The following is a 24,848-nucleotide window of genomic DNA, read 5'->3' on the forward strand; positions in this document are numbered from 1 at the left end:
TCGATGACACGGCCGGCGGCCGGCGCCGCGGGCCCCGATCCGCGGGCCTTCGCGGTGGCGCTCGTGGCCGTGTTCGCCGTTGCTACGATCGCGACCGTGGCGCAGCACGCGTCGATGGCCGCGATGGGCGGCGAGCCGATGCCCGGCGGCTGGATGGCCTCGGCTGCATGGCTGCGACCGTGCGGCCGGGGCGCGGGCCGCGCATTCGCGGCGTTCGCCGGAATGTGGGGCGCGATGACGGCGACGATGATGCTGCCCGTGCTGGCGCCGGTGCTCTGGCGATACCGGCGGCGCGTCGGTCCGCTGACCGCAACCCGTGCGGCATGGCTCGTCGTCGTCGCGGGTGCCGGGTATTTCGCCGTGTGGATGGCGCTCGGGGTGCTCGTGTTTCCGGCTGGCGCCGCGCTGACGGCCGCCGCTGCCCGGCTGCCGGCGCTCGCACGCGCGCTGCCGTTTGCGGCCGGTGCGGTCGTGTCGGCCGCGGGCGTGCTGCAATTTTCCGCGTGGAAGGCGCGGCGGCTGGCGTGCTGCCGGCATGCGGCAGGCGGCGCCCCCCGGTTGCGGGCGGTTGCCGGCGCGGCATGGCAGCACGGCGTGCGGGCCGCCATGCATTGCAGTGCTTGTTGCGGGAACCTGATGGCGATCGCGCTCGTGGCCGGCATGATGGACCTGCGCGTGATGGCCGCCGTGACGATCGCGATTGCCGCCGAGCGCCTCGCGCCGTTCGGCGGGCGTGTTGCGCGGATCGCCGGCTGCGTGGCGGTCGGCGCAGGCATCACGATGATCGCCCGCGCGGCCGGGCTGCTATAACAGAGGGTAGGCAGGCCGATTCGACACGTTGCCGGGCCTTGCTTCACCGTGGCCGTTACCGTCGCGTGACCCGTTCGCGACAGGCGGATCGGCCGCTTGGCCGCCGGTTGCGCGAATGGCTCGATGCGGCGGTGAAACGAAAGGCGATCGAAAACGAACCGAACTGCGAACCGAACGATTCGGCCCCCGAACGGAGGAAAGCGGCTAAGCCGTTGTTCGTGTTGTGAAAATTCGCAGCGCTTCGCGTATAATTCGCTTTTGCGCCCATAGGATTTGCCATGCGTCTGATCCAAAAAGCACTCACTTTCGATGACGTGCTCCTCGTTCCCGCCTTCTCCGACGTTCTCCCGCGCGACACCAGCCTCAAGACCAAGCTGACCCGCAACATCTCCCTGAACATGCCGCTCGTGTCCGCCGCGATGGACACGGTCACCGAAGGTCGCCTTGCGATCGCGATGGCACAGCAGGGTGGCGTCGGTATCGTCCACAAGAACCTGACGCCGGCCGAACAGGCTCGCGAAGTCGCGAAGGTCAAGCGTTTCGAATCGGGCGTCGTTCGCGATCCGATCACGGTGCCGCCGCAAATGAAGGTGCGCGACGTGATCGCGCTGTCGCGCCAGCATGGCATCTCGGGCTTCCCGGTCGTCGAAGGCCCGCAACTCGTCGGCATCGTCACGAACCGCGACCTGCGTTTCGAAACCCGCCTCGACGAGCCGGTCAAGTCGATCATGACGCCGCGCGAGCGCCTCGTCACGGTCAAGGAAGGCACGCCGCTCGCCGAAGCGAAGGCGCTGATGCACAGCCACCGCCTCGAGCGCGTGCTGGTCGTCAACGACGCGTTCGAACTGCGCGGCCTGATGACCGTCAAGGACATCACGAAGCAGACCGAGCACCCGGACGCGTGCAAGGACGAACACGGCAAGCTGCGCGCAGGCGCGGCGGTCGGCGTCGGTCCCGACAACGAAGAGCGCGTCGAGCTGCTGGTGCAGGCCGGTGTCGACGTGATCGTCGTCGATACCGCGCACGGCCACAGCAAGGGCGTGCTCGAGCGCGTTCGCTGGGTCAAGCAGAACTTCCCGCACGTCGAAGTGATCGGCGGCAACATCGCGACGGCCGCCGCCGCGAAGGCGCTCGTCGAATACGGCGCGGATGCAGTCAAGGTCGGTATCGGCCCGGGCTCGATCTGCACGACGCGGATCGTCGCCGGTGTCGGCGTACCGCAGATCAGCGCGATCGCGAACGTCGCGGAAGCGCTGAAGGGCACGGGCGTGCCGTGCATCGCCGACGGCGGCGTGCGCTTCTCGGGCGACGTGTCGAAGGCCCTCGCGGCCGGCGCGAACGCGGTGATGATGGGCAGCATGTTCGCGGGCACCGAAGAGGCGCCGGGCGACGTGTTCCTGTACCAGGGCCGCCAGTACAAGTCGTATCGCGGCATGGGTTCCGTCGGTGCGATGAAGGACGGCGCGGCAGACCGCTACTTCCAGGACAACTCGGCGAACATCGACAAGCTCGTGCCGGAAGGCATCGAAGGCCGTGTCGCGTACAAGGGTTCGGTCAACGCGATCCTGTTCCAGCTGGTCGGCGGTGTGCGCGCGAGCATGGGCTACTGCGGCTGCAAGACGATCGACGAGCTGCACGACAAGGCCGAATTCGTCCAGATCACCGCGGCGGGCATGCGCGAGTCGCACGTGCACGACGTGCAGATCACGAAGGAAGCGCCGAACTACCACGTGGACTGATCGCCGATGAAACCGCTGCTGCGAGCCGTGCTGATTATCGATGCCGTGCTGCTGCTGGCGTTCGGCGTGCTGTTCGTGCTGACGCCCTGGCAGTCGCTCTTCAACGCGCTGCAGCTCGCGAACGTCCAGCCGGCCATGCTCGGTCAGGCGTTCGGCATCGCGTTGCTCGGGCTCGCGTGGCTCGCGTTTCATGCAGCGTTCAACGGGGACCTCACGGCGCCCGTCGCGCGGTCGGTCGGCCATGTGGTCTGGCTGACCGGCGCGCTGACGATCGTCTGGTCGATGGGCACCGGCAGCGGTCCCGCGCTCGCAGCCGCCGGCAGGGTGCTGTCGGTCGTGGCCGGTGTCGCGCTGATCGTGCTGGGCCTCGGCGGCGTGCGGCTCGCATCGGCCGTACGCCGGCGCGAAAAGACGCAGGCGCTCGAGGCGCGCGCGCCGGCGGAGCGTCCGGCCGAGCCGGCGATGGCGCCCGCGTCGTCGTCCGCACCGCAGCGTGTCGAACCCGTCGTCAGCCGTCCCGCAGCACCTGCTGCACCGTCACCGGCTTCATCCGGCTCCAGTCGATCGTCAGGCGGCGTCGCACTCGACGAGCGCCCGCCGATGCAGGATTGACCGGCCATGCGTCGCGCGTGCTGCCTTCCGCCCGACGCCGCTGTCCATGCTATTGACGCAGCGCATGATGCACATGATGCGCTGCTTTTCTTATTCTCTTCATCCCGTCCGCAGCCATGCACGACAAAATCCTGATTCTCGACTTCGGTTCGCAAGTCACCCAACTGATTGCGCGACGCGTGCGCGAAGCGCACGTCTACTGCGAAATCCATCCGAACGATGTGTCCGACGACTTCGTCCGCGAGTTCGCGCCGAAGGCGGTGATCCTGTCGGGTAGCCACGCGAGCACGTACGAAGACCATCAGCTGCGCGCGCCGCAGGCCGTGTGGGACCTCGGCGTGCCGGTGCTCGGCATCTGCTACGGCATGCAGACGATGGCCGTGCAGCTCGGCGGCAAGGTCGAGTGGAGCGACCACCGCGAATTCGGCTATGCGGAAATGCGTGCGCATGGCCATACGCGCCTGCTCGACGGCATCGAGGATTTCAAGACGGACGAAGGCCACGGGATGCTGAAGGTCTGGATGAGCCACGGCGACAAGGTTGCCGAGCTGCCGCCGGGCTTTGCGCTGATGGCGTCGACGCCGAGCTGCCCGATCGCCGGCATGGCCGACGAGGCACGCGGCTACTACGCGGTGCAGTTCCACCCGGAAGTCACGCACACGGTGAAGGGCCGCCAGATCATCGAACGCTTCGTGCTGCAGATCGCCGGCGCGAAGCCCGACTGGATCATGAAAAACCACATCGAGGAAGCCGTCGCGAAGATCCGCGAGCAGGTCGGTGACGAGGAAGTGATTCTCGGCCTGTCGGGTGGGGTCGATTCGAGCGTCGCGGCCGCGCTGATCCATCGCGCGATCGGCGACCAGCTCACCTGCGTGTTCGTCGACCACGGCCTGCTGCGCCTGAACGAAGGCAAGATGGTGCTCGACATGTTCGAGGGCCGCCTGCATGCGAAGGTCGTCCACGTCGACGCGTCCGAACAGTTCCTCGGCCACCTGGCCGGCGTGACCGATCCGGAAGCGAAGCGCAAGATCATCGGCCGCGAGTTCGTCGAGGTGTTCCAGGCCGAAGCGAAGAATCTGTCGAAGGCGAAGTGGCTCGCGCAGGGCACGATCTACCCGGACGTGGTCGAATCGGGCGGCACGAAGACGAAGAAGGCAACGACGATCAAGAGCCACCACAACGTCGGCGGCCTGCCGGAAACGCTCGGCCTGAAGCTGCTCGAGCCGCTGCGCGACCTGTTCAAGGACGAAGTGCGCGAGCTGGGCGTCGCGCTCGGCCTGCCGCCGGAGATGGTGTACCGCCATCCGTTCCCGGGCCCGGGCCTCGGCGTGCGGATTCTCGGCGAAGTGAAGCGCGAGTACGCGGACCTGCTGCGCCGCGCGGACGCGATCTTCATCGAGGAACTGCGCAACACGACCGCGACCGCGCACGATGCGGCTGCCGGCCTGTGCGGCGAAGCCGATGTCGGCAAGAGCTGGTACGACCTGACGAGCCAGGCGTTCGCGGTGTTCCTGCCGGTCAAGTCGGTGGGCGTGATGGGCGATGGCCGCACGTACGACTACGTGACGTCGCTGCGCGCAGTGCAGACGACCGACTTCATGACAGCACACTGGGCGCACCTGCCGTACGCGCTGCTCGGCCGCGCGTCGAACCGGATCATCAACGAGGTGCGCGGGATCAACCGTGTGGTGTATGACATCTCGGGCAAGCCGCCGGCGACGATCGAGTGGGAGTAACTGGACGTCCGGCACGTGCCGGACGACCTGACAGCAGGACACATCAAAGCCCGCTTCACAGCGGGCTTTTTTGTTTTTTGGCCCGACTGGCGCCATGGCCCGATTGGCGCGCCGCGCGGATTTCGTGTTTCGTCGACTAGAACACACCGAGAACATTCGTGTGCCATGACGCGTCGCGGATGCCTTTATTTCCGCTCTCGTTCAACCAGCGGCTCCGCTCATACCCCTCCCAATTTCGCCGCGACTGTAATCGAGTGTAATTGATTGCTCCGCGCGCTCAGCCTAATTTCTTCCCGGCAGGTGCGCTTCGCGGATGGCCGGCTCAAGCCACCACGAAGCTTGTGATGAGCGTTATCGATGCGTGACTCGCGCAAGCCAGATTCGGCCTATACGGCCCCCCCTGGTTCTCGGCTTTTCAACTCACAGCAGGAGAAATTGTCATGTCGAACGGAAATTTCAGCGAAATCCAGAAGTTCGCGGAGCAGGCGGATTTGAAGCGCGTAGACGTCGAGTCAATCCAGTTGGGCTATTGGGACAATCACGATACCGTTCCCTTTATGCTCAATAACGAGGGGGCGAATTCGTTTGAGGTGAATGCGACGAACACGGCGTTGCTGATCCAGATCGGAAGCGCAATTGCCGCGCTTGGACAGAAGCAGAAGGTCGTGGCCTATCTGGGAGACCTCAGCCACGGCGGTACCCTCAAAGTGCTCCTTGTCGGTGTCGCATAATACGAAAGCAAGGCGCCGCTCAGTCGGTCAGCGTCGTGGACGGCCGCAAAATGGCCGTCCTGCCGTTGCTTTGTATTCGGAATCAACCGGAAGACTGTTGCGACAAGAAAGCGGCCTGGCAGGTTGCCAGGCCGTTTTTCATTGACGGATTGCGCAAGTCAGCGCCGTCACGCGTCGGATGCTCACGCGTGCGCGCCCACGAGCGAACGCAGGTACGTCGGCACCTTCGCCTTCGCCGTTGCCTGCACACGTGTCATGAGCGCGTGATCGATGCGATTCAGTCCGTAAGTCCGCGAAATGTCGTGCTGCAACCGGCACCACAGGTGACCGGCCATCTCGGCATCGACCATCGCCCGGTGCGCACGGCCCGATTTGGGCAACCGCAGCATATCCACCAGGCTCGACAAGCGGTGACTCTGGGCATCCGGATAGATACGTCGTGCCACGAGCATCGTGCACGCAAAGGCATGCTCGGCCGACATGCCGAGAATCCCGAGCTCCGACTGCCAGAACCGTTTGTCGAAGCCGGCGTTGTGGGCGACGACCGCATGCTTGCCGACGAACGCAGCCGCTTCCTTCATGACTGTCGACGCCGGGGGAGCCGATGCAATCATCTCGTTCGTGATGCCGGTCAGCGCGACGACATCCGACGGTATGCGTCTGCCTGCATTCATCAGGCTCTGGAAACGGTCGACGACTTGTCCGTCCCGGAGCAGGATGACGGCGATTTCGGTCGCTCGGTCGCCCATGTTCGGCGAAAGTCCGGTTGTTTCGAAGTCCAGTACCGCAACGGTTTGCATGGTCGAATCCTGTTGCTTCACGCGGTGTCGTTAGAGTGGCCGAGAGGTTAGCATCTCCAGGCCCGCGACAGGCTCGTTCAGCCCGGGAAAAGACCATTCGTGCGGCAAACGCCGACCCGATCGATGATCCGGATCGACGGCGATGCGTCCCGGTCCGCCGGTGGCTCGGCAGGACGCACGACGATGCAACAGGGTGCCGGCCGCCGACTATCGGCAGCCCATCGATCCGTGGGTCACGCCGCCAGCCCGTTTTCGCCCTCAACCATCCGGATCGGGCCCGTGGTTTGTCCCGCACCCAGCCTGATGCTGAACGCGATCAGGTCCTCGTAAATCTCCCGTTGCCCGGCAGGCAGCACGGGCAGCAGCGTCTCGCGCCGCTTGTCCGCATCGAACAGCGATTCCACCAGCCATCCCGTCAGATAGAGCGACGCCAGGCACCCGCCCGCGGTCGCGACGTTGCCGTGGCACACCAGCGGTTGCTCCGGCACGTCCAGCCCGAGTGCCTGCAAACCCTTCCGTGCGTCGGGGTGCGTCGTGGCGCGGCGCTCCGGCAGCAGCCCGAGTCGTTCGAGAATGAAGGCACCGCCGCAGATCGACCCGACCAGCTGGCGTTCGGGGTCGAGATCGAACGACGGCAGGAAATCCGGATGGGCGAGTGCGGCCGGCACGCCTTCCTTGCCGCTCGAAAACAGGACCGCGTCGGCGTGATTGGCGTCGGCGAGCGGGCCGTGCGTCGGGATGGCCAGGCCATGCGCGGACTGCAGCACCGGCTGCGCGCCCAGAATCCGCACGCGCCAGTCCCTGTTGTTGCGGCCGAGAATGTCCCACATCAGGAACAGGTCGATGTCGGTGAACCGGTCGAATGCGATGAGCGCGATGTCTTTCAAGGCGAACTCCATGAGTAATGGCGCGACGCCGGAAGCGGCGGCGGCCGTGATAGAGTTCGCAGCCTATCTGTCCATGCCGCACCATACACAGCCTGTATGGCGATGACGATGAGCACACTGACGCGTAACGACTGGATTTCAGCGGGCTTCGACGCCCTCGACGGGGAAGGGTATGCGGGCATTTCGGCCGAAAGCCTCGCGCGACGGCTGAACGTGACCCGTGGATCGTTCTATCACCACTTCCGCAATCGCGAGGATTTCGTCAGGACGCTGCTGACCGCATGGGAGGACGACTACACCGCGCGGATGCTGGCGTATGCGGCGGATGGCCGCGGTGCCGGCGACACGCTGGCGCGCTATCTGCGCATTGCCGCCAAGAAGCGGCCCGGGCGTGAAATCGCGATCCGCGCGTGGGCGCTGCACGATCCGCTGGTCGCGGAATTCCAGCAGCGCGTCGATGCGGCGCGACTCGCGTTTGCGATCGAGACGTCGCGCAGGCTGGTGCGCACGTCGGGCGAGGCCGAGATCGTCGGGCAGGCCGTGCACTTGTGCCTGATCGGCGGACAGCAGGCCGGGCTGCGGCGCGATGCCGACCGGTTCAACGGGTTCATGCAGCGCGCGGTTGCAATGGTCGAACGCGTGCTGCCGACGCGTCGTGCATGACGCGTCACGTGGCCGTGGGTTGCACGCGTGGAGCAGACCCGGTGTCGGGCAGCCGTGCTCGCGTGCCTGGTGCGCATGACGTCGAGGGCGGCGCGATATTCCTCGCCCGCCACGGTTATTCGTGCTGCGGCGAGGACAGCGGTGCCGCGCGATAGCGCAGGTGAATCAGCGGATAGGCGCGCGCCTGTCCATCGAGCGCCGATCGCCCGGTGCGCTCGAAGCCGAGCCGTTCATAGAATCCCGCTGCCGCTTCGTTCTGCTCGTTGACGTCGGTCGACAGGTCGGGATGACGCTTGAGTGCATCTTCCACGAGCAGGCGCCCGACACCCGCGCCATGGTGAGCGGGATCGACGAACAGTGCTTCCATGTGACTGCCGTCGAGCAGCATGAAGCCGATCGCGCGGTCGGCATCGTCGACGGCGAGATCGAGCGTGGCACCGGGCAGGAACGCGATGACTTCGGATTCGATCGTGCGACGGTCGTCGTCGCTCAGGAAGTGATGCGTGGCGTCGACCGCATCGCGCCAGATATCCAGCACGCGTGCGCCGTCGGCTTGAGTGGACTTGCGAATTCTGATCATGGTTTGGCCCATCTTTGATTTGTAGTTGGAAGTTCGGCGGGTAGCCGATCCCGTCATAGTCCCGGTCGGGCCGCCTGAAAGGGCTTCAGGTATTCAGGTATTAGCCGGACGCTGCGCGTTGCCAAGAGCCGCCGCGCGCTCGATCGCGCGGCGCGCAACGTCGCGTACACCCGCGCTCATCGGCAAATCATCACGGTCGAGCTCGGCGAGATCGAACCAGCGCGCGTCGAGTGCGTCGTCGCCGGCGGCAGGCGTGCCGCGCAACCATCTGCACAGCACCGCGACCATGACGAAGTGCTGACGCACTTCGCCGCCGGCATCGTAATCGAACGCATCCAGCGCGGTAAAGGTGTCGAGTGCGTCGACGTCGACGGTCGTCTCTTCGGCGATCTCGCGCACGATCGCGTTCGCAATCGATTCCCCCGTTTCGATCTTGCCGCCAGGAAAGCCCCAGCAGCCTGCATCGGGCGGGTTGGCGCGGCGTACCAGCAGCACGTCGCGTTCCCGCAGCACGATGCCGATCACGGCGGGAACAGGGCGGACGGAAGCGGTGACGCCGGTCGAGGAGCGGGGTGAATCGGACATGAGTTTCTACGTGTAGAAGCGTTCGAGTATGTGTGGCGGCCGGCGACGATTCATCGTGCGTCGTCGGTGCGCTGCTCGATCGCACGGATCACGGCGACCATGTCGTCCGCGCCATGTCCGGCCCGTTCGGTCTCGCCGTACAGCGCATGGCAGATGTCGAGCAGCGGCGACGCGATGCCGATGCCGCGCGCGGATTCGGCGACGAGGCGCGCATTCTTCAGCACGTCGGTGATCGCGGCCTGCACCGAGAAATCCGCCGCGACGAGCTTGCCGAGCTTCACGCGCGATACGTCGCTCGCCATCGGGCCCGCGTTCAGCACGTCGGCGAAGCGGGCGAGATCGATGCCGTGGCGTTGCGCGAAATGCGTGGCTTCGGTCAGGCCGGTGACCATCGTGATCAGGAACAGGTTCACGGCGAGCTTCATCGTCAGCGCCGACGGTACGTCGCCGCACACGAAGCTGTCGCGGCACAGCGGCTTCACGAGCGCGCGGGCGGCGTCGACGTCGTCCGGCGCGCCGGCGAGCATCACGACGAGTTGCCCGGCTTCGGCCGGCTTGCGCGACCCCGACACCGGCGCTTCGACGTAGCGGCCCGATGCGGCAGCGATGTCATCGGCCAGTGCGCGCGAATACTCGGGTGCGTTCGTGCCCATGTTCACGATGGTGTGCCCGCCGACACGGGCGGCGAAACCGGGCGTGCCGCGTGCGAGGACGGTGTCGATCGCCGCGTCGTTCGCGAGCATCAGGATCACGGTGCCGCAGGTCGCGAACACGTCGTCGATGTGCTCGGCGACGCGTGCGCCGGCGTCGCGCAGTACATCGTCGCTGCCGTGCGACCGGCTCCATACGACGAGCGGCGTGCCGGCCCGCGCAAGATTGAGCGCCATCGGCGTACCCATCACGCCGAGACCGATGAATCCGACTGCGGTTTGCATGTTCTGGCTCCCACGGTGGGTGGAGACGATCGTGGGCGTCAGTATCGCAGCGTTTCCGCCCGCCCGCTATTTCGTCCACGCCCCCGTGGGAGCCACGTCATGGTCGCGCCGTCATCTCCGCCAGATACGGCCACGGATAGATGCCGCGCGCATGACCGTCGCCGAACACCGCGCGGATGCCGTAGCCGGCTGCTTCGACGCCGTCCAGCATCAGGTCGGGCCGCGCATCGACACGACCGCCGTCGCGCCGGATCCTTCGGCATTCCGCACACGGACAATCGCCGCGCAGCTGTGCATAGCCGATGCGTTGCGTGTGACCGTCGGGCCAGTGGAGTGTCAACGTGCGCGCCTGATGATCGAGTGCGATTTCGGTCGGAGAGATCATTGCGACGCCTCGTCGATTTGCCGGATCGCGATCCGCACGGCCTTGCGGACTTCCGGATCGTGATCCTCCAGCGCGTGGGTCAGCGCAGGCAACGTCGCGCGGTCGCGCAATTCACCGAGCGCAAGCGCGGCTTCCTTGCGCAGGTTGCTGATCGCATGCGAGAGCAGCGCGACGACGGCCGGCGCCGCGGCTGCATCGCGCAGTTGCCCGAGCGCACGCGCGGCACGCAGGCGCACCTGCCAGTAGTCGTCGTCGAGCGCGGCGACGAGCGGCTCGCGCGCGGTCGCGACGCGCAGCTTGCCGAGCGTCGTGGCCGCTTCCTCGCGCACCTGCCATTCGCGGTCGCGCAGCGCAGCGAACAGTGCGTGGATGGTGGACGCATCGTCGGGCGCCGCGAACCCGATCGCGCCGACCGCGCCGCGCCGCACGTCCGCTGCGGCATCGGTCGTCGCGATGTGCGCGAGCGGCGGCAGCGCACGCGGATCCTTGAGCCAGCCGAGTACCGTCACGGCTTCGGCGCGCACGGCAGCGTGTTCGGCATCGAGCGCGTGCAGTGCGGGGGCGAACGCGTCGGGATCGCGCAACTCGCGCAATCCGCGCAGCACGGCACGACGCACGAACGGCTCGGGCCGGGCGGCCCATCGACACAGCACGGCGCCCGATGCCGTGTCCTTCAGTTCGGACAGGCTCTGCGCCGCGGCGGCGCGCACGTCGTCGTCCGGATCGAGCAGTGCAGCGCACAGTGCGTCGACGACATCGGGCTGCTCCCACGCACCGAGCACGCGGGCGGCTTCGCCGCGCACGTCGGCCGACGGATCGTCGCGCAGCGCGGCGATGAAGGCGGGCACGAACGCCGGTTCCTCGAGATCGGCGAGTTCGAACAATGCGACGCGGCGCACGGACGCATCGGGTGCGGCGAGGCGGGCGACGAGCGCGGCTTCGTCGGGGGCGTGTGCGCCGGGCAACGCGGCAGCGAAGGTGGAGTCGGTCATGAGCGGCGGGAAAGAGCGTTGAGGGGTACGGTCAGCGCAGCAGGTAAGGAATGTCGACCTTGACCGCGCCGGTCGGGCAGTCGCGCTCGCATGGCATGCAGTACCAGCATTCGTCGAACTGCATGTACGCCTTGCCCTTGGTCACGTCGATCGCGAGCAGGTCGAGCGGGCACACGTCGACGCAGACGGTGCAGCCCTTGTCGGCAATGCACAGGGCCTCGTCGATCGTCACAGGTGCGCTGCTGCGCTGGAAGATGTCGTGCGGGGTATGGGGCATGGCAGGTTCCTCAGAGGGCAGCCGCGAGCGCGGCCGGTTCGCGGATGCGCAGATTCGTATAGGCGGTGCGATCGTCGTCGGCAAGCGGCACGACGTACGGTTCGACCGGCCGCTTCTCGCTGCGCATCACACCGTCGGCGTCCTTGCGCAGCCAGGTATGGCAGAACCATTCGGCGTCGTTGCGATGCGGAAAGTCGACGCGATGGTGGTACAGCCCCCAGCGGCTCTCGGTGCGGAACAGCGACGCGCGCGCGGCCATTTCCGCGCAGTCGCGAATCGCGCGCACCTCGGCGGCGCGCATCAGTTCATGCGGATGGTTCGCCTTGATCTCTTCGATATCCTCAGTAATGGCGTCAAAGCGTTGCAGCCCGATTTCCATCTTGCGCGTCACCTTCGGTGGTTGCAGGTAGTCGTTCACCATGCGGCGCAGCTTGTATTCGACCTGCGCCGGCGCCAGGCCGCGCTCGCGCAGCAGCGGGGCAAGCACGCGGGTGCGCTCGGCGGCGACCTGTTCGTCGTCCACCGGTGCATGCGCGCGGCCGGCCACGTAGTCGGCCGCGTTCTGCCCGGCAAACCAGCCGTACGTAAAGGCGCCCAGCATGTAGTTGTGCGGAACGGCTGCCATGTCGCCGGCCGCGTAGAGCCCGGGCACGGTCGTCTCCGCGCGGGCGTTCACGTACACGCCGGATGCGCTGTGGCCACTGCAGAAACCGATCTCGGAGATGTGCATCTCGACCATCTGGCTGCGGTAATCGGTGCCGCGCCCCGCATGGAAGCGGCCGCGGCTCGGCCGCTCGTTCGTATGCAGGATCTGCTCGATGGTCTGGATCGTTTCTTCCGCGAGATGGTCTAGCTTCAGGAACACGGGGCCGTTGCCGCTTTGCAGTTCCTGGTAGAACTCCCACATCATCTGGCCGCTCCAGTAATCGCATTCGATGAAGCGTTCGCCGTTGCCGTTCGCGGTGAAACCGCCGAGCGGGCCGGTCACGTACGCACACGCGGGACCGTTGTAGTCCTTGATCAGCGGATTGATCTGGAAACACTCGAGATTCGCGAGCGCGGCACCGGCGTGATAGGCCATCGCATAGCCGTCGCCTGCGTTGGTCGGGTTCTCGTACGTGCCCATCAGGTAGCCCGAGGACGGCAGCCCGAGGCGGCCGGCCGCGCCGCAGCAGAGGATCACGGCCTTCGCGCGGATCACGTGGAACTCGGCGGTGCGGCAGTCGAAGCCGAGCACGCCGCTCGCGCGGCCCTGCGCGTCGGTCAGCACGCGCGTCGCGACGATCCGGTTCGTGATCGCGATACGCGCGCGCTTCAACTGCCGGTACAGCACCTTCTTGATGTCGTGTCCTTCCGGCATCGGCAGCACGTACGAGCCCATGTGATGGACCTTCTTCACTGCGTAGTCGCCGGTGCCGTCCTTCTCGAACTTCACGCCCCAGCGGTCGAGCTGCTCGATCGTCGCGAAGCTGTGCGTCGCATATGCATACACGGCTTCCTGGTCGACAATCCCGTCGTTGGCGATCGTGATCTCGCGCGTGTACTGCTCGGGTGTCGCATGCCCGGGGATCACCGCGTTGTTCAGGCCGTCCATTCCCATCGAGATCGCGCCGCTGCGCTTCACGTTGGCTTTTTCGAGCAGCAGCACGCGCAGGGACGGGTCGCGTTCCTTTGCCTTGATCGCCGCCATCGGGCCGGCCGTGCCGCCGCCGACCACGACGATGTCGTATTCGAGCACATGGGTAGTCATCGCTGTTTCCTTGCAGGTTTGCGCGGTTTCTGCCGGTCGACGCGCAGCCGGTACTGGAAGGCGTCGCCGCGGAAGTAGAGGTATTCGTAGTCGATCGGTGCGCCCGACGCGTCATGCGTGAGGCGCTCGATGCGCAGCACGGGGCTGCTTTCCTCGACATGGAGCGCATCGACGATCTCGTCGTCGGCGAGGATCGCGTCGATCGACACGTCGGCATGGCCGAGCGGGATGCCGCAGTCGTTTTCCAGGACGAGGAAAATGTCGCGGGTCGCGAGATCGGCGCCCGCGAGGCGCTTGCCGAGTGCTTCGGGCACCCATGTCTGTTCGAGCGACACGGGCTCGCGATTCAGCAGCCGCACGCGATGAATCTCGATGAGCGGCGCGCCCTCGGGCACGTTCAGCTTCGTCGCGAGATGACGGTCGGCCTTGACGGTGCGGAAACTGCGCACCTGGTTGACGATCTCGTAGCCCATCGACGACATCGCCTCGGCGAAGCCCTGCAGCGACGTCACGTTCTGGAACGCCTTCGGCTTCGACACGAAGGTGCCCTTGCCGTGCAGCTTGAACAGCAGTCCTTCCTTCTGCAGATCGCCGAGCGCCTGGCGCACCGTGATGCGGCTGACGTCGAACATCGCGCAGAGTTCGTGCTCGGAAGGCATCCGGCTGTGCGGCGCATAGGTGCCGTCGAGAATGCGCGCGCGCAGCGTGTCCTTGATCTGCACGTAGAGCGGGGCCGCCGACAGCGGCACGACGTTGGGGGAGGTCATCGATCGACTTGTTATGACAAGATGAGCCGAGTGTAGCCAGCGCGATCGCACGCCCCAACCAACTATTTCTGATTTCGACTTTCCGATTCCGGAAAAGCGCGGCGGCAAGGGGCAGACCGAACGGACGATTCGGCATGTGGGGTCGGCCCGTTCCGCCCGTTGCGGGCGGAGCGGATCGGCGGACAATCAAAAAAATCGCGGACGCGTGTGCCGAGCATGTCGATTTCCCGATGCGTCGCCCGTCGTATCCATGTTCGACCGGGTATTGCGCCACGCAGGTGGCGCCCGGTTCCCGAGGACCGCCGTCACGAAAAGGAGGCACCCCATGCCGGATTCCCGATACCGCTGGGTCATCGTCGCCGCGGGCGGCCTGATGGGCTGCATCGCGATCGGCGCGATGTTTTCGCTGCCGGTGTTCCTGCGCGCGATCGCGCGCGACACGGGCTGGTCGATGACCGGCATTTCCGGCGCGATGACGCTCGGCTTCATCGCAATGGCTTTCGCGAGCATGGGGTGGGGCAGCCTGTCGGACCGCATCGGCACGCGCCCGGTCGTCATCACGGGCGCCGCGCTGCTGTCGGCGAGCCTGGCACTGGCGAGCCGCGCGCCGTCGCTGCTCGCGTTCCAGCTCACTTTCGGTCTTGCCGTCGGCGGTGCGACGGCCGCGATATTCGCGCCGATGATGGCGTGCGTGACGGGCTGGTTCGACACGCACCGCAGCCTCGCGGTGTCGCTCGTGTCGGCCGGCATGGGGATGGCGCCGATGACGATGGCCCCGCTCGCCGCATGGCTCGTGTCGGTGCGCGACTGGCGCACGTCGATGCTGCTGATTGCGGCGCTGGCGGCCGCCGTGATGATTCCGGTGTCGCTGCTGGTGCGCCGGGCACCCGCGCTCGACGGCGCGCATGCGGCGCTAGCCGCGTCAGCGCCTGCCGGCGAACCTGCGGCGATGTCGGTCGCGGATGCGCTGCGTTCGCCGCAGTTCATCGTGCTGCTGCTGACCAACTTCTTCTGTTGCGCGACGCACTCGGGCCCGATCTTCCATACGGTCAGCTACGCGGTGACGTGCGGGATCCCGCTGATCGTCGCGGTGTCGATCTACAGCGTCGAAGGGCTCGCCGGCATGGGCGGCCGGATCGCATTCGGGATCCTGGGCGACCGCATCGGTGCGAAGCGCATGCTGGTGGCCGGGCTGCTCGCGCAGGCGCTCGGCGCGCTCGGGTACGACTTCGTGCGCACGCTCGACGGGTTCTACGCGGTTGCGACCTTGTTCGGCTTCATCTACGCGGGCGTGATGCCGCTGTATTCGGTGCTCGCGCGCGAGAACTTCCCGCTGCGGATGATGGGCACCGTGATCGGCGGCTGCGCGATGGCCGGCAGCCTCGGGATGGCCGCGGGCCCCGTGGCCGGCGGCCTGATCGTCGATACGTTCGGCAGCTATGGCTGGCTGTACGTCGGTTCGTTCGCGATCGGTGTCGGCGCGTTCCTGATGGCGATGATGTTCCGCCCGTTCGCGAAAGCGCGGCAGGAAACTGTGGCCGCGTGACCCGGCGACGGAGGCGGGACGGCTTCCGTTTCACCCAATCGGCCCGGCCCGGCCTGCGGCGCCGGAGAAAAAACAGGGCCCGACACCGTGTGCGTTTGAGGGTGCCCGGACGGCCCGCAGCCCGCTGCAGCGCAGCAGAGCGGCAAATGATGCCGATCCGCACGCATGCGCCACGATTCGGCCCCTAAAAAAGCAATATCGAGCATATATTCGAAGTGCCTGTCATACCCGCGTCACCCTGCTAGAATTCGGCCTGCCGCATTGTTCCGATTGACTGATGAGATTGCTTGACGCCCTGGTCGAACAACGTATTGCCGCCGCCGCCGCGCGGGGCGAGTTCGACGATTTGCCGGGTACCGGCGCGCCGCAGGCGCTGGATGACGACCTGCTCGTGCCCGAGGAGGTGCGGGTGGCCAACCGTATCCTGAAGAATGCGGGCTTCGTGCCGCCGGCCGTCGAGCAATTGCGCGCGCTGCGCAACCTGCATGACGAAGTGCAGGCGGTCAGCGACCGTGCCGCGCGATGCCGGCTGCAGGCGAAGATCCTCGCGCTCGACATGGCGCTCGAATCGCTGCGCGGCGGCCCGATGGTGATGCCGCGCGACTACTGCCGGCGCATCGCGGAGCGCCTGTGCGAGCGCGGGCTCGACGAAGCGTCCGCCGAAGCGGGGCCGATGTGACGTCCGACGCGCTGCACGACGCAGCCCGGTCGGCAGCCGCCCCGGCGGCCGAACCCGCCGCCGATTCTCCCGTTCCCGAAGCCATGCCCGAATCGGCGCCCGTATTGGTGCCCGTATCGGCGCGCGACCTGCATTTCATGCGTCTGGCGCAGGCTGCCGCCGAAGAGGCGCGCGCAGCCGGCGAAGTGCCGGTCGGTGCGGTGCTCGTGCGTGGCGACGAAGTGATCGCGCGCGGCTTCAACCATCCGATCGGCGGGCACGACCCGTCGGCCCATGCGGAAATGGCCGCGCTGCGCATGGCCGCGCAGCATCTGCAGAATTACCGGATGCCCGGCTGCGAGCTGTACGTGACGCTCGAGCCGTGCCTGATGTGCGCGGGTGCGATCATGCATGCGCGCATCGCGCGGGTCGTCTTCGGCGCCGCCGATCCGAAGACCGGCGCGTGCGGCAGCGTGATCGACGCGTTCGCGAACCCGCAGCTCAATCACCACACCGAAGTGACCGGCGGTGTGCTCGCCGACGAGTGTGGCGCCGCGCTGAAGTCGTTCTTCGCCGAGCGCCGTCGCGCGTTGCGCGAAGCACGGCTGGCCCGCGACGCCGAATCCGGCGCGTCATAGGCGCGCCCACCGCGCCCGTCGCCCGGCGCGAGCCGGGCGTGCACGGCTCCGTGAACCGGAGACGGTCCGGACCCTCTAAGCAGGTTTGACGACCCGACACTTTTCTTCGCCATGTCCTTCCAGCCCGCCGCGTCCTACACCATCCGCTTGCTTGCGCCGTCCGGTTATCCGCACGACCCCGATGCGATCAATCGCGCGCTCGAGCGCCTCAGCACCGCGCAGCACCGCATCGAGAACATCGAGGCGACGCAGCGGCGCTTCCAGCGGTTCGGCGGCACCGACGGCGAGCGGGCGGGCGACCTGAATCGTCTTGCCGATCCCGAGCGGCCGCTGCCGGACATCGCGCTCGCGGTGCGCGGCGGCTATGGCGCCGCGCGGATCCTGCACGGGCTCGACTATCGCGGGCTCGAACGCAGGCTGCGCGACCAGCCGGTCGCGCTCGTCGGCCACAGCGACTTCACGGCGCTCCAGCTCGCGCTGTACGCGAAGGCCCGCATCAAGACGTTCGGCGGCCCGATGCTGTCCGCCGACTTCGGCGCGGAAACGCCGAGCGATTTCACGATGCAGCACTTCTGGCAGACGCTGACGCAGCCGAGCACGACGATCATCGCCGAAGCGCCGCAGGTGCAGAGCGTGAACGTGACGGGCACGCTGTGGGGCGGCAACCTCGCGATCCTCACGTCGCTCGTCGGCACGCCGTACATGCCCGACATCGAAGGCGGCATCCTGTTCATCGAGGACGTGAACGAGCAGCCGTTCCGGATCGAACGGATGATCTATCAACTGCACCTGTCGGGGCTGCTCGCGCGCCAGCAGGCGCTCGTGCTCGGCCAGTTCACCGGCGCGCGGCCGTTCGAGTACGACAACGGCTACGACATGCAGGCGATGATCGACCAGGTGCGTGAGGTGGTGGGGATCCCGGTCGTCACGGGGCTCCAGTTCGGCCACGTTCCCGACCTGCTGACGCTCCCGTTCGGCGCGCAGGCTCAACTGGTCGCGAATGCGCACGGTTTCCGGCTCACGCTGTCCGACTATCCGCACCTTGGCTGAGGCGGGAGCGATCGATTGAAAGGCGGGTTTCCCGCCTTTTTCTTTATTTAAGTGCGCAACTAACGGTCTATATTTTTCGTCGACGCCAACAGGGTCGGTGCCGTGTATTGCACCAATTTTGTCAACAAAATGACCGCGAGGGTATACGACGAAAAGCGCCTCTGTCGTACATCTCAGCCTTGCTGTGCCTGGATTTGATGCATTGTGCACCGAATGGGATTGCATCGATGCACGCCGATTGTGCGCAATACCGGAAAAGAATTGTTGACAATATTTATGTCCGCCCTAGGATGAGGATCATCACGCGATGCCGATCATGAACGAGCCCGAATCCCACCCGTCCGGTGCAGCCAGTCCCGAAGCGATCGCCGAGCGAATCCGCACGGCGATCCTCGAGCATCGGCTCGCGCCCGGCGCGAAGTTGACGGAGGCGCAGCTCTGCGACGTGTTCAACGTGAAGCGCGGGGCGATCCGTCAGGCGCTCGCGCAGCTCGCGACGGACAAGCTGGTCGATCTCGAGCCGAACCGCGGCGCGTTCGTCGCGAGCCCGACGCTGCAGGACGTGCACGAGGTGTTCGAGATGCGCCGGATCATCGAGCTCGCCGTGGTCGAGCGGCTCGCGACCGGGCCCGGCGCGAAGCGGCTGAAGGGAGTCGCCGCGCTGATCGAGAAGGAACGCAAGGCGTTCGAGCGGCACGACTTCGCGGCCTGGATCCGCCTGTCGGGCGAATTCCATACGACGCTCGCCACGCTGATGGGGAATGCGACGCTCAGCGAGTGCCTCGAAGGGCTCGTCGCACGCTCGACGCTGATGTCGGCGCTGTACGAATCGCACGGACGCAGCCCGTGCTCGTGCGACGACCACGACGAGATCCTCGGCGCGCTGGAGGCGGGCGATCCGAAGCGGGCGGTGACGCTGATGGCGCACCACCTGCAGCATGTCGAACTGAAGATGCTGGACCGGCCCGCACAAGGGCAGGTCGATTTGCGCGAAGTGTTCGGCGGCGCCTGAGCGGCGACGCGAACCCGGCCGCGCGCCACAAGAACGAGCGAAATGCAGGCCTGCGGCGTTTGCCGCGGGCCGCTGGTCCGACTCCGGGCGTCGATCCGGAGCGATATCGATGACGGTGGAGCGGCCTCCCGGCCGCGTCAAGGAGAAGTCATGGCTCAGTTCAGTGTGGCGCACGACAGCGCCTATCCGGCAGAAGAAGGCGGCGAGGGCGGCGACCCGACACTGCCGAACGGTTACAGCGAACGTCTGTACAACGAAGATTTGGCACCCCTGAAAAATCAGACATGGGGTTCATACAATATCTTCGCGTTCTGGATGTCGGACGTGCACAGCGTCGGCGGCTACGTGTTCGCGGGCAGCCTGTTCGCGCTCGGGCTGACGAGCTGGCAGGTGCTGATCGCGCTGATCGTCGGGATCGGCATCGTGAACGTGCTGTGCAACCTGATCGCGCGGCCGAGCCAGCAGATCGGCGTGCCGTATCCGGTCGCGTGCCGCGCGACGTTCGGCGTGCTCGGCGCGAACGTGCCGGCCGTGATCCGCGGGCTGATCGCGATCGCGTGGTACGGCATCCAGACCTATCTCGCATCGAGCGCGCTCGTGATCGTCGTGCTGAAATTCTTCCCGCAATGGCTGCCTTACGCGGACGTGCATCGCTACGGCTTCCTCGGGCTCTCGGCGGTCGGCTGGGCCGGCTTCATGCTGCTGTGGGTGCTCCAGGCGTTGGTGTTCTGGAACGGGATGGAGACGATCAAGAAGTTCATCGACTTCGCGGGGCCGGCCGTCTACATCGTGATGTTCATCCTCGCCGGCTACATGGTGTGGCGCGCGGGCTGGCGCAACATCGGCATCAACCTCGGCGGCGTGAAGTACCACGGCGCGGAAGTGATTCCCGTGATGATCACGGCCGTGTCGCTGGTCGTGTCGTACTTCTCCGGGCCGATGCTGAACTTCGGCGATTTCTCGCGCTACTGCCGTTCGTTCGGCGAAGTGAAGCGCGGCAATTTCTGGGGGCTGCCCGTCAACTTCCTCGCGTTCTCGCTCGTCACGGTGATCACGACGGCCGCGACGCTGCCGGTGTTCGGTGAACTGATCACCGACCCCGTCGAGACGGTCGGCCGCATCGACCATCCGACCGCGGTGATCCTCGGCGCGCTGACGTTCACGATCGCGACGATCGGCATCAACATTGTCGCGAACTTCGTGTCGCCCGCGTTCGACTTCTCGAACGTCGCGCCGCGCCTGATCAGCTGGCGCGCGGGCGGGATGCTCGCGGCCGTCGCGTCGATCTTCATCACGCCGTGGAACCTGTTCAACAACCCGGCCGTGATCCACTACACGCTCGACGTGCTCGGCGCGTTCATCGGCCCGCTGTACGGCGTGCTGATCGCCGACTTCTACCTCGTCAAGCGCGGCCGGCTCGTGCGCGACGATCTGTACACGATGTCGGAAAGCGGCACGTACTGGTACACGGGCGGCGTGAACCGCCGCGCGCTCGCAGCGCTCCTGCCGGCCGCGGTGATCGCGGTCGTCTGCGTGATGGTGCCGGGCTGGCAGGGCATCGCGAACTTCTCGTGGTTCATCGGTGCGGGGCTCGGCTTCGTGTTCTACCGGCTGCTCGTGAGCGCGAAGGCCTGAGGAGCGTGCGATGAAGATCCGACTGATCAATCCGAATACGACGCAGCGGATGACCGATGCGATGGGCCGCTGCGCGCGCGAGGTCGCCGCCGCCGGCACGGAAATCGTCGCGGTGAGCCCGCCGATGGGGCCGCCGTCGATCGAAGGGTATTACGACGAGGCGCTCGCGACACCGGGGCTGCTCGCCGAGATCGCGCAGGGCGAGCGCGAGGGCTGCGACGCATACGTGATCGCATGTTTCGGCGATCCGGGCCTCTACGCGGCGCGCGAGCTGGCGCGCGGGCCGGTGATCGGCATTGCCGAGGCCGCGATGCATGCGGCGAGCGTGCTTGCGCCGGGCTTCTCGGTCGTCACGACGCTCGCGCGCACCTGCGGAATGGCGTGGCACCTGGCCGAGCGCTACGGGATGAAGCGGTTCTGCCGCAACGTGCGCGCGACCGACGTCGCGGTGCTCGAACTCGACCGTCCGGGCTCGGCCGCGCGCCGGATCATCGTCGACGAATGCCGGCGTGCGCTCGACGAGGACGGCGCCGACGCGATCGTGCTCGGTTGCGCGGGGATGGCCGAGTTCGCGCACGAGATCGAGCAGCAGATCGGCGCACCGGTGGTCGAGGGCGTCACGGCGGCCGTCAAGTGGGCCGAGGCGCTCGTCGCGCTGCGCCTCGCGACCGCGAAGCGCGGCGACTACGCGCGGCCGCTGCCGAAGCGCTACGACGGCGCGTTCGCCCGCTTCAGCCCGCCGGACGGGGATCAGGCGGAACCGGCGCCGAATTTGCCGCAACCGCACATACACACCGTCTGACACGCACTATCTGCGCCGCTGTATGGGCGCGTATGGGCGTTTTCGCTACACTGGGCCGTCATCGCATCGGCTTGCGCAGCCGGTCTCCGGCACCCGCGCAGTCGATGCGAACCCATTATTTCAGCGAGCTATCGCCGCACCTCGAACCATGTCACTCGATCCCAACTATCCTCGCGACCTGATCGGCTACGGCCGCCATCCCGTTCAGGCGAACTGGCCGGGGCGCGCCCGCGTTGCCGTGCAATTCGTGCTGAACTACGAGGAGGGCGGCGAGAACTGCGTGCTGCACGGCGATCCGGGCTCCGAGCAGTTCCTGTCCGAAATCGTCGGCGCGGCCGCGTATCCCGACCGCCACATGAGCATGGAGTCGATCTACGAATACGGTTCGCGGGCCGGCGTATGGCGCATCCTGCGCGAATTCGAGAAGCGCGGGATGCCGCTGACGGTATTCGGCGTCGGCATGGCGATCGAACGCCACCCGGAGCTTGCGCGCGCATTCGTCGAGCTCGGCCATGAAATCGCGTGCCACGGCTGGCGCTGGATTCACTACCAGAGCATGACGCCGGAGCTCGAGGCCGAGCACATGCGCCTCGGGATGGAAGCGATCGAGCGCGTGACGGGCGAGCGCCCGCTCGGCTGGTACACCGGCCGCGATAGCCCCAATACGCACCGCCTGGTCGCGGAATACGGCGGCTTCCTGTACGACTCCGACAACTACGGCGACGACCTGCCGTTCTGGATGGACGTTGAAGTATCGGGCGGCAAGCAATCGCCGCAACTGATCGTGCCGTACACGCTCGACACGAACGACATGCGCTTCGCGACGCCGCAGGGCTTCAACACCGGCGATCACTTCTTCGACTACCTGCGTGATGCATTCGACGTGCTGTACGCGGAGGGCGACGAGGCGCCGAAGATGTTGTCGATCGGCATGCACTGCCGGTTGCTCGGCCGGCCGGGCCGGTTCCGCGGGCTGCAGCGTTTCCTCGATCACATCGAGAAGCACGATCGCGTATGGGTGACGCGCCGTGTCGATATCGCGCGTCACTGGCGTGAACATCATCCGTATCAGCCCAATCATCGAAACGAAGGGAAAGCATGAAGGCGATGCGCTACACGTTGGAACAACTGAACACGATGGCGCCGAGCGCATTTGTCGCGGCATTGTCGGGGATTTTCGAACATTCGCCGTGGGTGGCCGAAGTCGCCGCGGGCGAGCGGCCGTTCGCGAGCATCGACGCGCTGCACAAGACGATGTCGGGTGCGGTGGAAACGGGCGGCGAAGTGCGCCAGCTCGCGCTGATCAACGCTCACCCGGAGTTGGCAGGCAAGGCCGCCGTGCGCGGCGAGCTGACCGCCGAGTCGACGCGCGAGCAGAGCGGCGCGGGCCTCGACCAGTGCACGCAGGAAGAATTCGACAAGCTGCTGACGCTGAACCGCACGTATCGCGAGAAGTTCGGCTTCCCGTTCATCCTCGCGGTGCGCGGCTATGACCGGCACGGCATCATCGCGAACTTCGAGTCGCGCGTGAATCATTCGCGCACCGAGGAACTGCGGGCGAGCCTCGACCAGATTTACCGGATCGCGCGCTTCCGCCTCGACGACCTGATCGACGCCTGACACCGCAACAGGGCCTGCCGCGTCGCAGCGGCCTGATCGCATCACTGAACCAAGGAAACATCATGGCTGTTCCGCTTCTCGATCCCAACGCTCCCGACTTCACGCGGCGCTACGTGAATCTTGCCGACCCGCGTCTCGGTGCGCAGGCGCTCGAAGCCAGCGACGATTTCTTCGCGCCGAAGGACCGGATGCTGAACCCCGAGCCGGCCGTCTTCATCCCCGGCAAGTACGACGACCACGGCAAGTGGATGGACGGCTGGGAAACGCGCCGCAAGCGCACGACGGGCTACGACTGGTGCATCGTCAAGCTCGCGCGCCCGGGCGTGATCAAGGGCTTCGACATCGACACGAGCCACTTCACCGGCAACTTCCCGCCGGCCGCGTCGATCGAGGCCGCGTTCGTGGCCGAGGGCGCGCCGACGCATGCGACCGAGTGGGTCGAGATCGTGCCGTCGACGACGCTGCAGGGCAACAGCCATCATTACGTCGAAGCGAGCGATGCGCGCGCGTTCACGCACCTGCGCGTGAACATCTACCCGGATGGCGGCATTGCACGCCTGCGCGTGTACGGCCAGCCGCAGCTCGACTGGGCCGGCGCGAGCGCGACCGAGCAGTTCGATCTCGCGGCGATGGAAAACGGCGGTTACGTGGTGGCCGCGAACAACCAGCACTTCGGCGTCGCGTCGAACCTGCTGCTGCCGGGCCGCGGCGTGAACATGGGCGACGGCTGGGAAACCCGCCGCCGCCGCGAACCGGGCAACGACTGGGCGATCATCGCGCTCGCGCAGCCGGGCGTGATCCGCAAGATCGAAGTCGATACCGCGTTCTTCAAGGGCAACTTCCCGGACCGCTGCTCGATCCAGGCAGCATACGTGTCGGGCGGCACGGACAGCTCGCTGATCACGCAGTCGATGTTCTGGCCGGTGCTGCTCGGCGAACAGAAGCTGCAGATGGACAAGCAGCACTACTTCGAAAAGGACATCGCATCGCTCGGCCCGGTCACGCACGTGCGACTGAACATCATTCCTGACGGCGGCGTGTCGCGCCTGCGTCTGTGGGGGACGCTCGACAAATGAAGACGCTTGCCATCGAACCGCTGACCAAGGAAGCGTTCGCGCCGTTCGGCGACGTGATCGAAACGGAAGGGGCGAAGCAGATCCCGATCAACCTCGGCACGACGATCCGCTTTCACGATCTCGCGAAAGTCGACGTGACCGATGAAGACGGCCGCACGCTCGTCAACCTGTTCCGCGGCCAGCCGCGTACGCTGCCGTTCGAAGTGAAGATGCTGGAGCGGCACCCGCTCGGCAGCCAGGCCTTCGTGCCGCTGAACGACCAGCCGTATCTCGTGGTCGTGGCGCCCGCGGGCGATCTCGATCCGGCGAAGATCCGCGCGTTCGTGACGAGCGGGTGGCAGGGCGTCAACTATGCGAAGGGCGTGTGGCATCACCCGCTGATCGCGCTCGGCGGCGTCAGCGACTTCATCGTCGTCGATCGCGGCGGTGACGGCCTGAACCTGAACGAGCAGGACCTGCAGGAATCGCTGTGGCTGACCGACGAGGCGCTGCACGCGCTGACGGCCTGAGTCGCCGGCGTTTTTGCCAACGTCTGACGAAACCCGCGCATGATGCGCGGGTT

The 24,848-nt window shown here is 66.5% G+C and carries 27 protein-coding genes; 17 read left to right on the top strand and 10 right to left on the bottom strand.

What is annotated here, in order from left to right:
• The first annotated feature begins 3 nt into the window (after positions 1-3).
• The 5 genes from G3O06_RS10080 to G3O06_RS10100 all read left to right on the top strand — a co-directional run bounded on the left by G3O06_RS10080 (position 4) and on the right by G3O06_RS10100 (position 5,628).
• The gene (locus tag G3O06_RS10080) at positions 4-810 is read left to right on the top strand and encodes a DUF2182 domain-containing protein (protein ID WP_205815958.1); all 807 of its coding nucleotides are present in this window, start codon (positions 4-6) and stop codon (positions 808-810) included.
• 278 nt (positions 811-1,088) lie between these two features.
• Positions 1,089-2,549 carry an IMP dehydrogenase gene (gene guaB / locus G3O06_RS10085; RefSeq protein ID WP_011352433.1) on the top strand — a complete coding sequence of 487 codons (1,461 nt, stop codon included), beginning with the start codon at positions 1,089-1,091 and terminating at the stop codon, positions 2,547-2,549.
• Between the two features lie 6 nt (positions 2,550-2,555).
• The gene (locus tag G3O06_RS10090) at positions 2,556-3,161 is read left to right on the top strand and encodes a hypothetical protein (protein ID WP_205815909.1); all 606 of its coding nucleotides are present in this window, start codon (positions 2,556-2,558) and stop codon (positions 3,159-3,161) included.
• Positions 3,162-3,277: 116 nt separating this feature from the next.
• On the top strand, positions 3,278-4,897 hold the full coding sequence (guaA, locus tag G3O06_RS10095) for a glutamine-hydrolyzing GMP synthase (RefSeq protein WP_174967375.1): 1,620 nt from the start codon (positions 3,278-3,280) through the stop codon (positions 4,895-4,897).
• A 440-nt stretch (positions 4,898-5,337) separates the two neighbouring features.
• On the top strand, positions 5,338-5,628 hold the full coding sequence (locus G3O06_RS10100) for a hypothetical protein (protein WP_174967376.1): 291 nt from the start codon (positions 5,338-5,340) through the stop codon (positions 5,626-5,628).
• Between the two features lie 182 nt (positions 5,629-5,810).
• On the opposite strand, the gene G3O06_RS10105 is transcribed toward G3O06_RS10100, so the two are convergent.
• Both G3O06_RS10105 and G3O06_RS10110 read right to left on the bottom strand, forming a co-directional pair.
• Entirely contained in the window at positions 5,811-6,428 is a 618-nt protein-coding gene (locus G3O06_RS10105) for a 3'-5' exonuclease (protein WP_205815910.1), read from the bottom strand.
• A gap of 233 nt (positions 6,429-6,661) precedes the next feature.
• Positions 6,662-7,327 (bottom strand): DJ-1/PfpI family protein, encoded by a 666-nt coding sequence (locus tag G3O06_RS10110; RefSeq protein ID WP_205815911.1) that lies wholly within the window; start codon positions 7,325-7,327, stop codon positions 6,662-6,664.
• Positions 7,328-7,423: 96 nt separating this feature from the next.
• On the opposite strand from G3O06_RS10110, the gene G3O06_RS10115 reads away from it, so the two are divergent.
• Positions 7,424-7,978, top strand: coding sequence for a TetR/AcrR family transcriptional regulator (locus tag G3O06_RS10115; RefSeq protein ID WP_241019723.1), 555 nt, complete (start codon positions 7,424-7,426; stop codon positions 7,976-7,978).
• Between the two features lie 115 nt (positions 7,979-8,093).
• On the opposite strand, the gene G3O06_RS10120 is transcribed toward G3O06_RS10115, so the two are convergent.
• The 8 genes from G3O06_RS10120 to G3O06_RS10155 all read right to left on the bottom strand — a co-directional run bounded on the left by G3O06_RS10120 (position 8,094) and on the right by G3O06_RS10155 (position 14,249).
• Entirely contained in the window at positions 8,094-8,558 is a 465-nt protein-coding gene (locus tag G3O06_RS10120) for an acetyltransferase (RefSeq protein ID WP_205815913.1), read from the bottom strand.
• A 93-nt stretch (positions 8,559-8,651) separates the two neighbouring features.
• A complete protein-coding gene (locus G3O06_RS10125; RefSeq protein ID WP_205815914.1) occupies positions 8,652-9,143 on the bottom strand; it encodes an NUDIX hydrolase in 492 nt (163 codons plus the stop codon).
• Positions 9,144-9,193: 50 nt separating this feature from the next.
• The gene (locus G3O06_RS10130) at positions 9,194-10,078 is read right to left on the bottom strand and encodes an NAD(P)-dependent oxidoreductase (RefSeq protein ID WP_174914556.1); all 885 of its coding nucleotides are present in this window, start codon (positions 10,076-10,078) and stop codon (positions 9,194-9,196) included.
• A gap of 97 nt (positions 10,079-10,175) precedes the next feature.
• Positions 10,176-10,463 carry a DUF971 domain-containing protein gene (locus G3O06_RS10135; protein WP_205815915.1) on the bottom strand — a complete coding sequence of 96 codons (288 nt, stop codon included), beginning with the start codon at positions 10,461-10,463 and terminating at the stop codon, positions 10,176-10,178.
• Complete coding sequence (locus tag G3O06_RS10140) at positions 10,460-11,455, bottom strand: HEAT repeat domain-containing protein (protein WP_205815916.1); 996 nt, start codon at positions 11,453-11,455, stop codon at positions 10,460-10,462. The genes G3O06_RS10135 and G3O06_RS10140 overlap by 4 nt, the downstream gene beginning before the upstream one ends.
• Before the next feature lie 31 nt (positions 11,456-11,486).
• Positions 11,487-11,732, bottom strand: a complete 246-nt coding sequence (locus G3O06_RS10145; protein WP_047900978.1) for a ferredoxin family protein — start codon at positions 11,730-11,732, stop codon at positions 11,487-11,489.
• 10 nt (positions 11,733-11,742) lie between these two features.
• A complete protein-coding gene (locus tag G3O06_RS10150) occupies positions 11,743-13,482 on the bottom strand; it encodes a fumarate reductase/succinate dehydrogenase flavoprotein subunit (RefSeq protein WP_205815917.1) in 1,740 nt (579 codons plus the stop codon).
• Complete coding sequence (locus G3O06_RS10155) at positions 13,479-14,249, bottom strand: GntR family transcriptional regulator (RefSeq protein ID WP_205815918.1); 771 nt, start codon at positions 14,247-14,249, stop codon at positions 13,479-13,481. The genes G3O06_RS10150 and G3O06_RS10155 overlap by 4 nt, the downstream gene beginning before the upstream one ends.
• A gap of 325 nt (positions 14,250-14,574) precedes the next feature.
• On the opposite strand from G3O06_RS10155, the gene G3O06_RS10160 reads away from it, so the two are divergent.
• From G3O06_RS10160 to G3O06_RS10210, 11 genes are all read left to right on the top strand, one after another.
• A complete protein-coding gene (locus G3O06_RS10160; RefSeq protein ID WP_205815919.1) occupies positions 14,575-15,795 on the top strand; it encodes an MFS transporter in 1,221 nt (406 codons plus the stop codon).
• Between the two features lie 277 nt (positions 15,796-16,072).
• The gene (locus tag G3O06_RS10165; protein ID WP_006478536.1) at positions 16,073-16,474 is read left to right on the top strand and encodes a DnaJ family domain-containing protein; all 402 of its coding nucleotides are present in this window, start codon (positions 16,073-16,075) and stop codon (positions 16,472-16,474) included.
• Positions 16,471-17,091 carry a tRNA adenosine(34) deaminase TadA gene (tadA, locus tag G3O06_RS10170; RefSeq protein ID WP_174997983.1) on the top strand — a complete coding sequence of 207 codons (621 nt, stop codon included), beginning with the start codon at positions 16,471-16,473 and terminating at the stop codon, positions 17,089-17,091. The genes G3O06_RS10165 and tadA overlap by 4 nt, the downstream gene beginning before the upstream one ends.
• A 111-nt stretch (positions 17,092-17,202) precedes the next feature.
• Positions 17,203-18,141, top strand: coding sequence for a muramoyltetrapeptide carboxypeptidase (ldcA, locus tag G3O06_RS10175; RefSeq protein ID WP_011352415.1), 939 nt, complete (start codon positions 17,203-17,205; stop codon positions 18,139-18,141).
• A 307-nt stretch (positions 18,142-18,448) separates the two neighbouring features.
• Positions 18,449-19,153: a GntR family transcriptional regulator gene (locus G3O06_RS10180; protein WP_174967387.1), complete on the top strand. Its 705-nt coding sequence runs from the start codon at positions 18,449-18,451 to the stop codon at positions 19,151-19,153.
• Positions 19,154-19,303: 150 nt separating this feature from the next.
• Entirely contained in the window at positions 19,304-20,788 is a 1,485-nt protein-coding gene (locus tag G3O06_RS10185) for an NCS1 family nucleobase:cation symporter-1 (protein WP_205815920.1), read from the top strand.
• A gap of 10 nt (positions 20,789-20,798) precedes the next feature.
• Positions 20,799-21,590, top strand: a complete 792-nt coding sequence (locus G3O06_RS10190; RefSeq protein ID WP_205815921.1) for an aspartate/glutamate racemase family protein — start codon at positions 20,799-20,801, stop codon at positions 21,588-21,590.
• A 148-nt stretch (positions 21,591-21,738) separates the two neighbouring features.
• Positions 21,739-22,692 carry an allantoinase PuuE gene (puuE, locus tag G3O06_RS10195; RefSeq protein ID WP_174914577.1) on the top strand — a complete coding sequence of 318 codons (954 nt, stop codon included), beginning with the start codon at positions 21,739-21,741 and terminating at the stop codon, positions 22,690-22,692.
• Positions 22,689-23,210 (top strand): 2-oxo-4-hydroxy-4-carboxy-5-ureidoimidazoline decarboxylase, encoded by a 522-nt coding sequence (gene uraD, locus G3O06_RS10200; protein WP_011352410.1) that lies wholly within the window; start codon positions 22,689-22,691, stop codon positions 23,208-23,210. Before puuE ends, uraD begins: the two co-directional genes overlap by 4 nt.
• A gap of 62 nt (positions 23,211-23,272) precedes the next feature.
• Complete coding sequence (alc, locus tag G3O06_RS10205) at positions 23,273-24,286, top strand: allantoicase (protein WP_174979693.1); 1,014 nt, start codon at positions 23,273-23,275, stop codon at positions 24,284-24,286.
• Entirely contained in the window at positions 24,283-24,795 is a 513-nt protein-coding gene (locus tag G3O06_RS10210; RefSeq protein WP_043187989.1) for an ureidoglycolate lyase, read from the top strand. The genes alc and G3O06_RS10210 overlap by 4 nt, the downstream gene beginning before the upstream one ends.
• Positions 24,796-24,848 lie beyond the last annotated feature (53 nt).

The organism is Burkholderia sp. Ac-20345, assembly GCF_017104825.1.
GTDB classification, from domain to species: Bacteria; Pseudomonadota; Gammaproteobacteria; order Burkholderiales; family Burkholderiaceae; genus Burkholderia; species Burkholderia lata_B.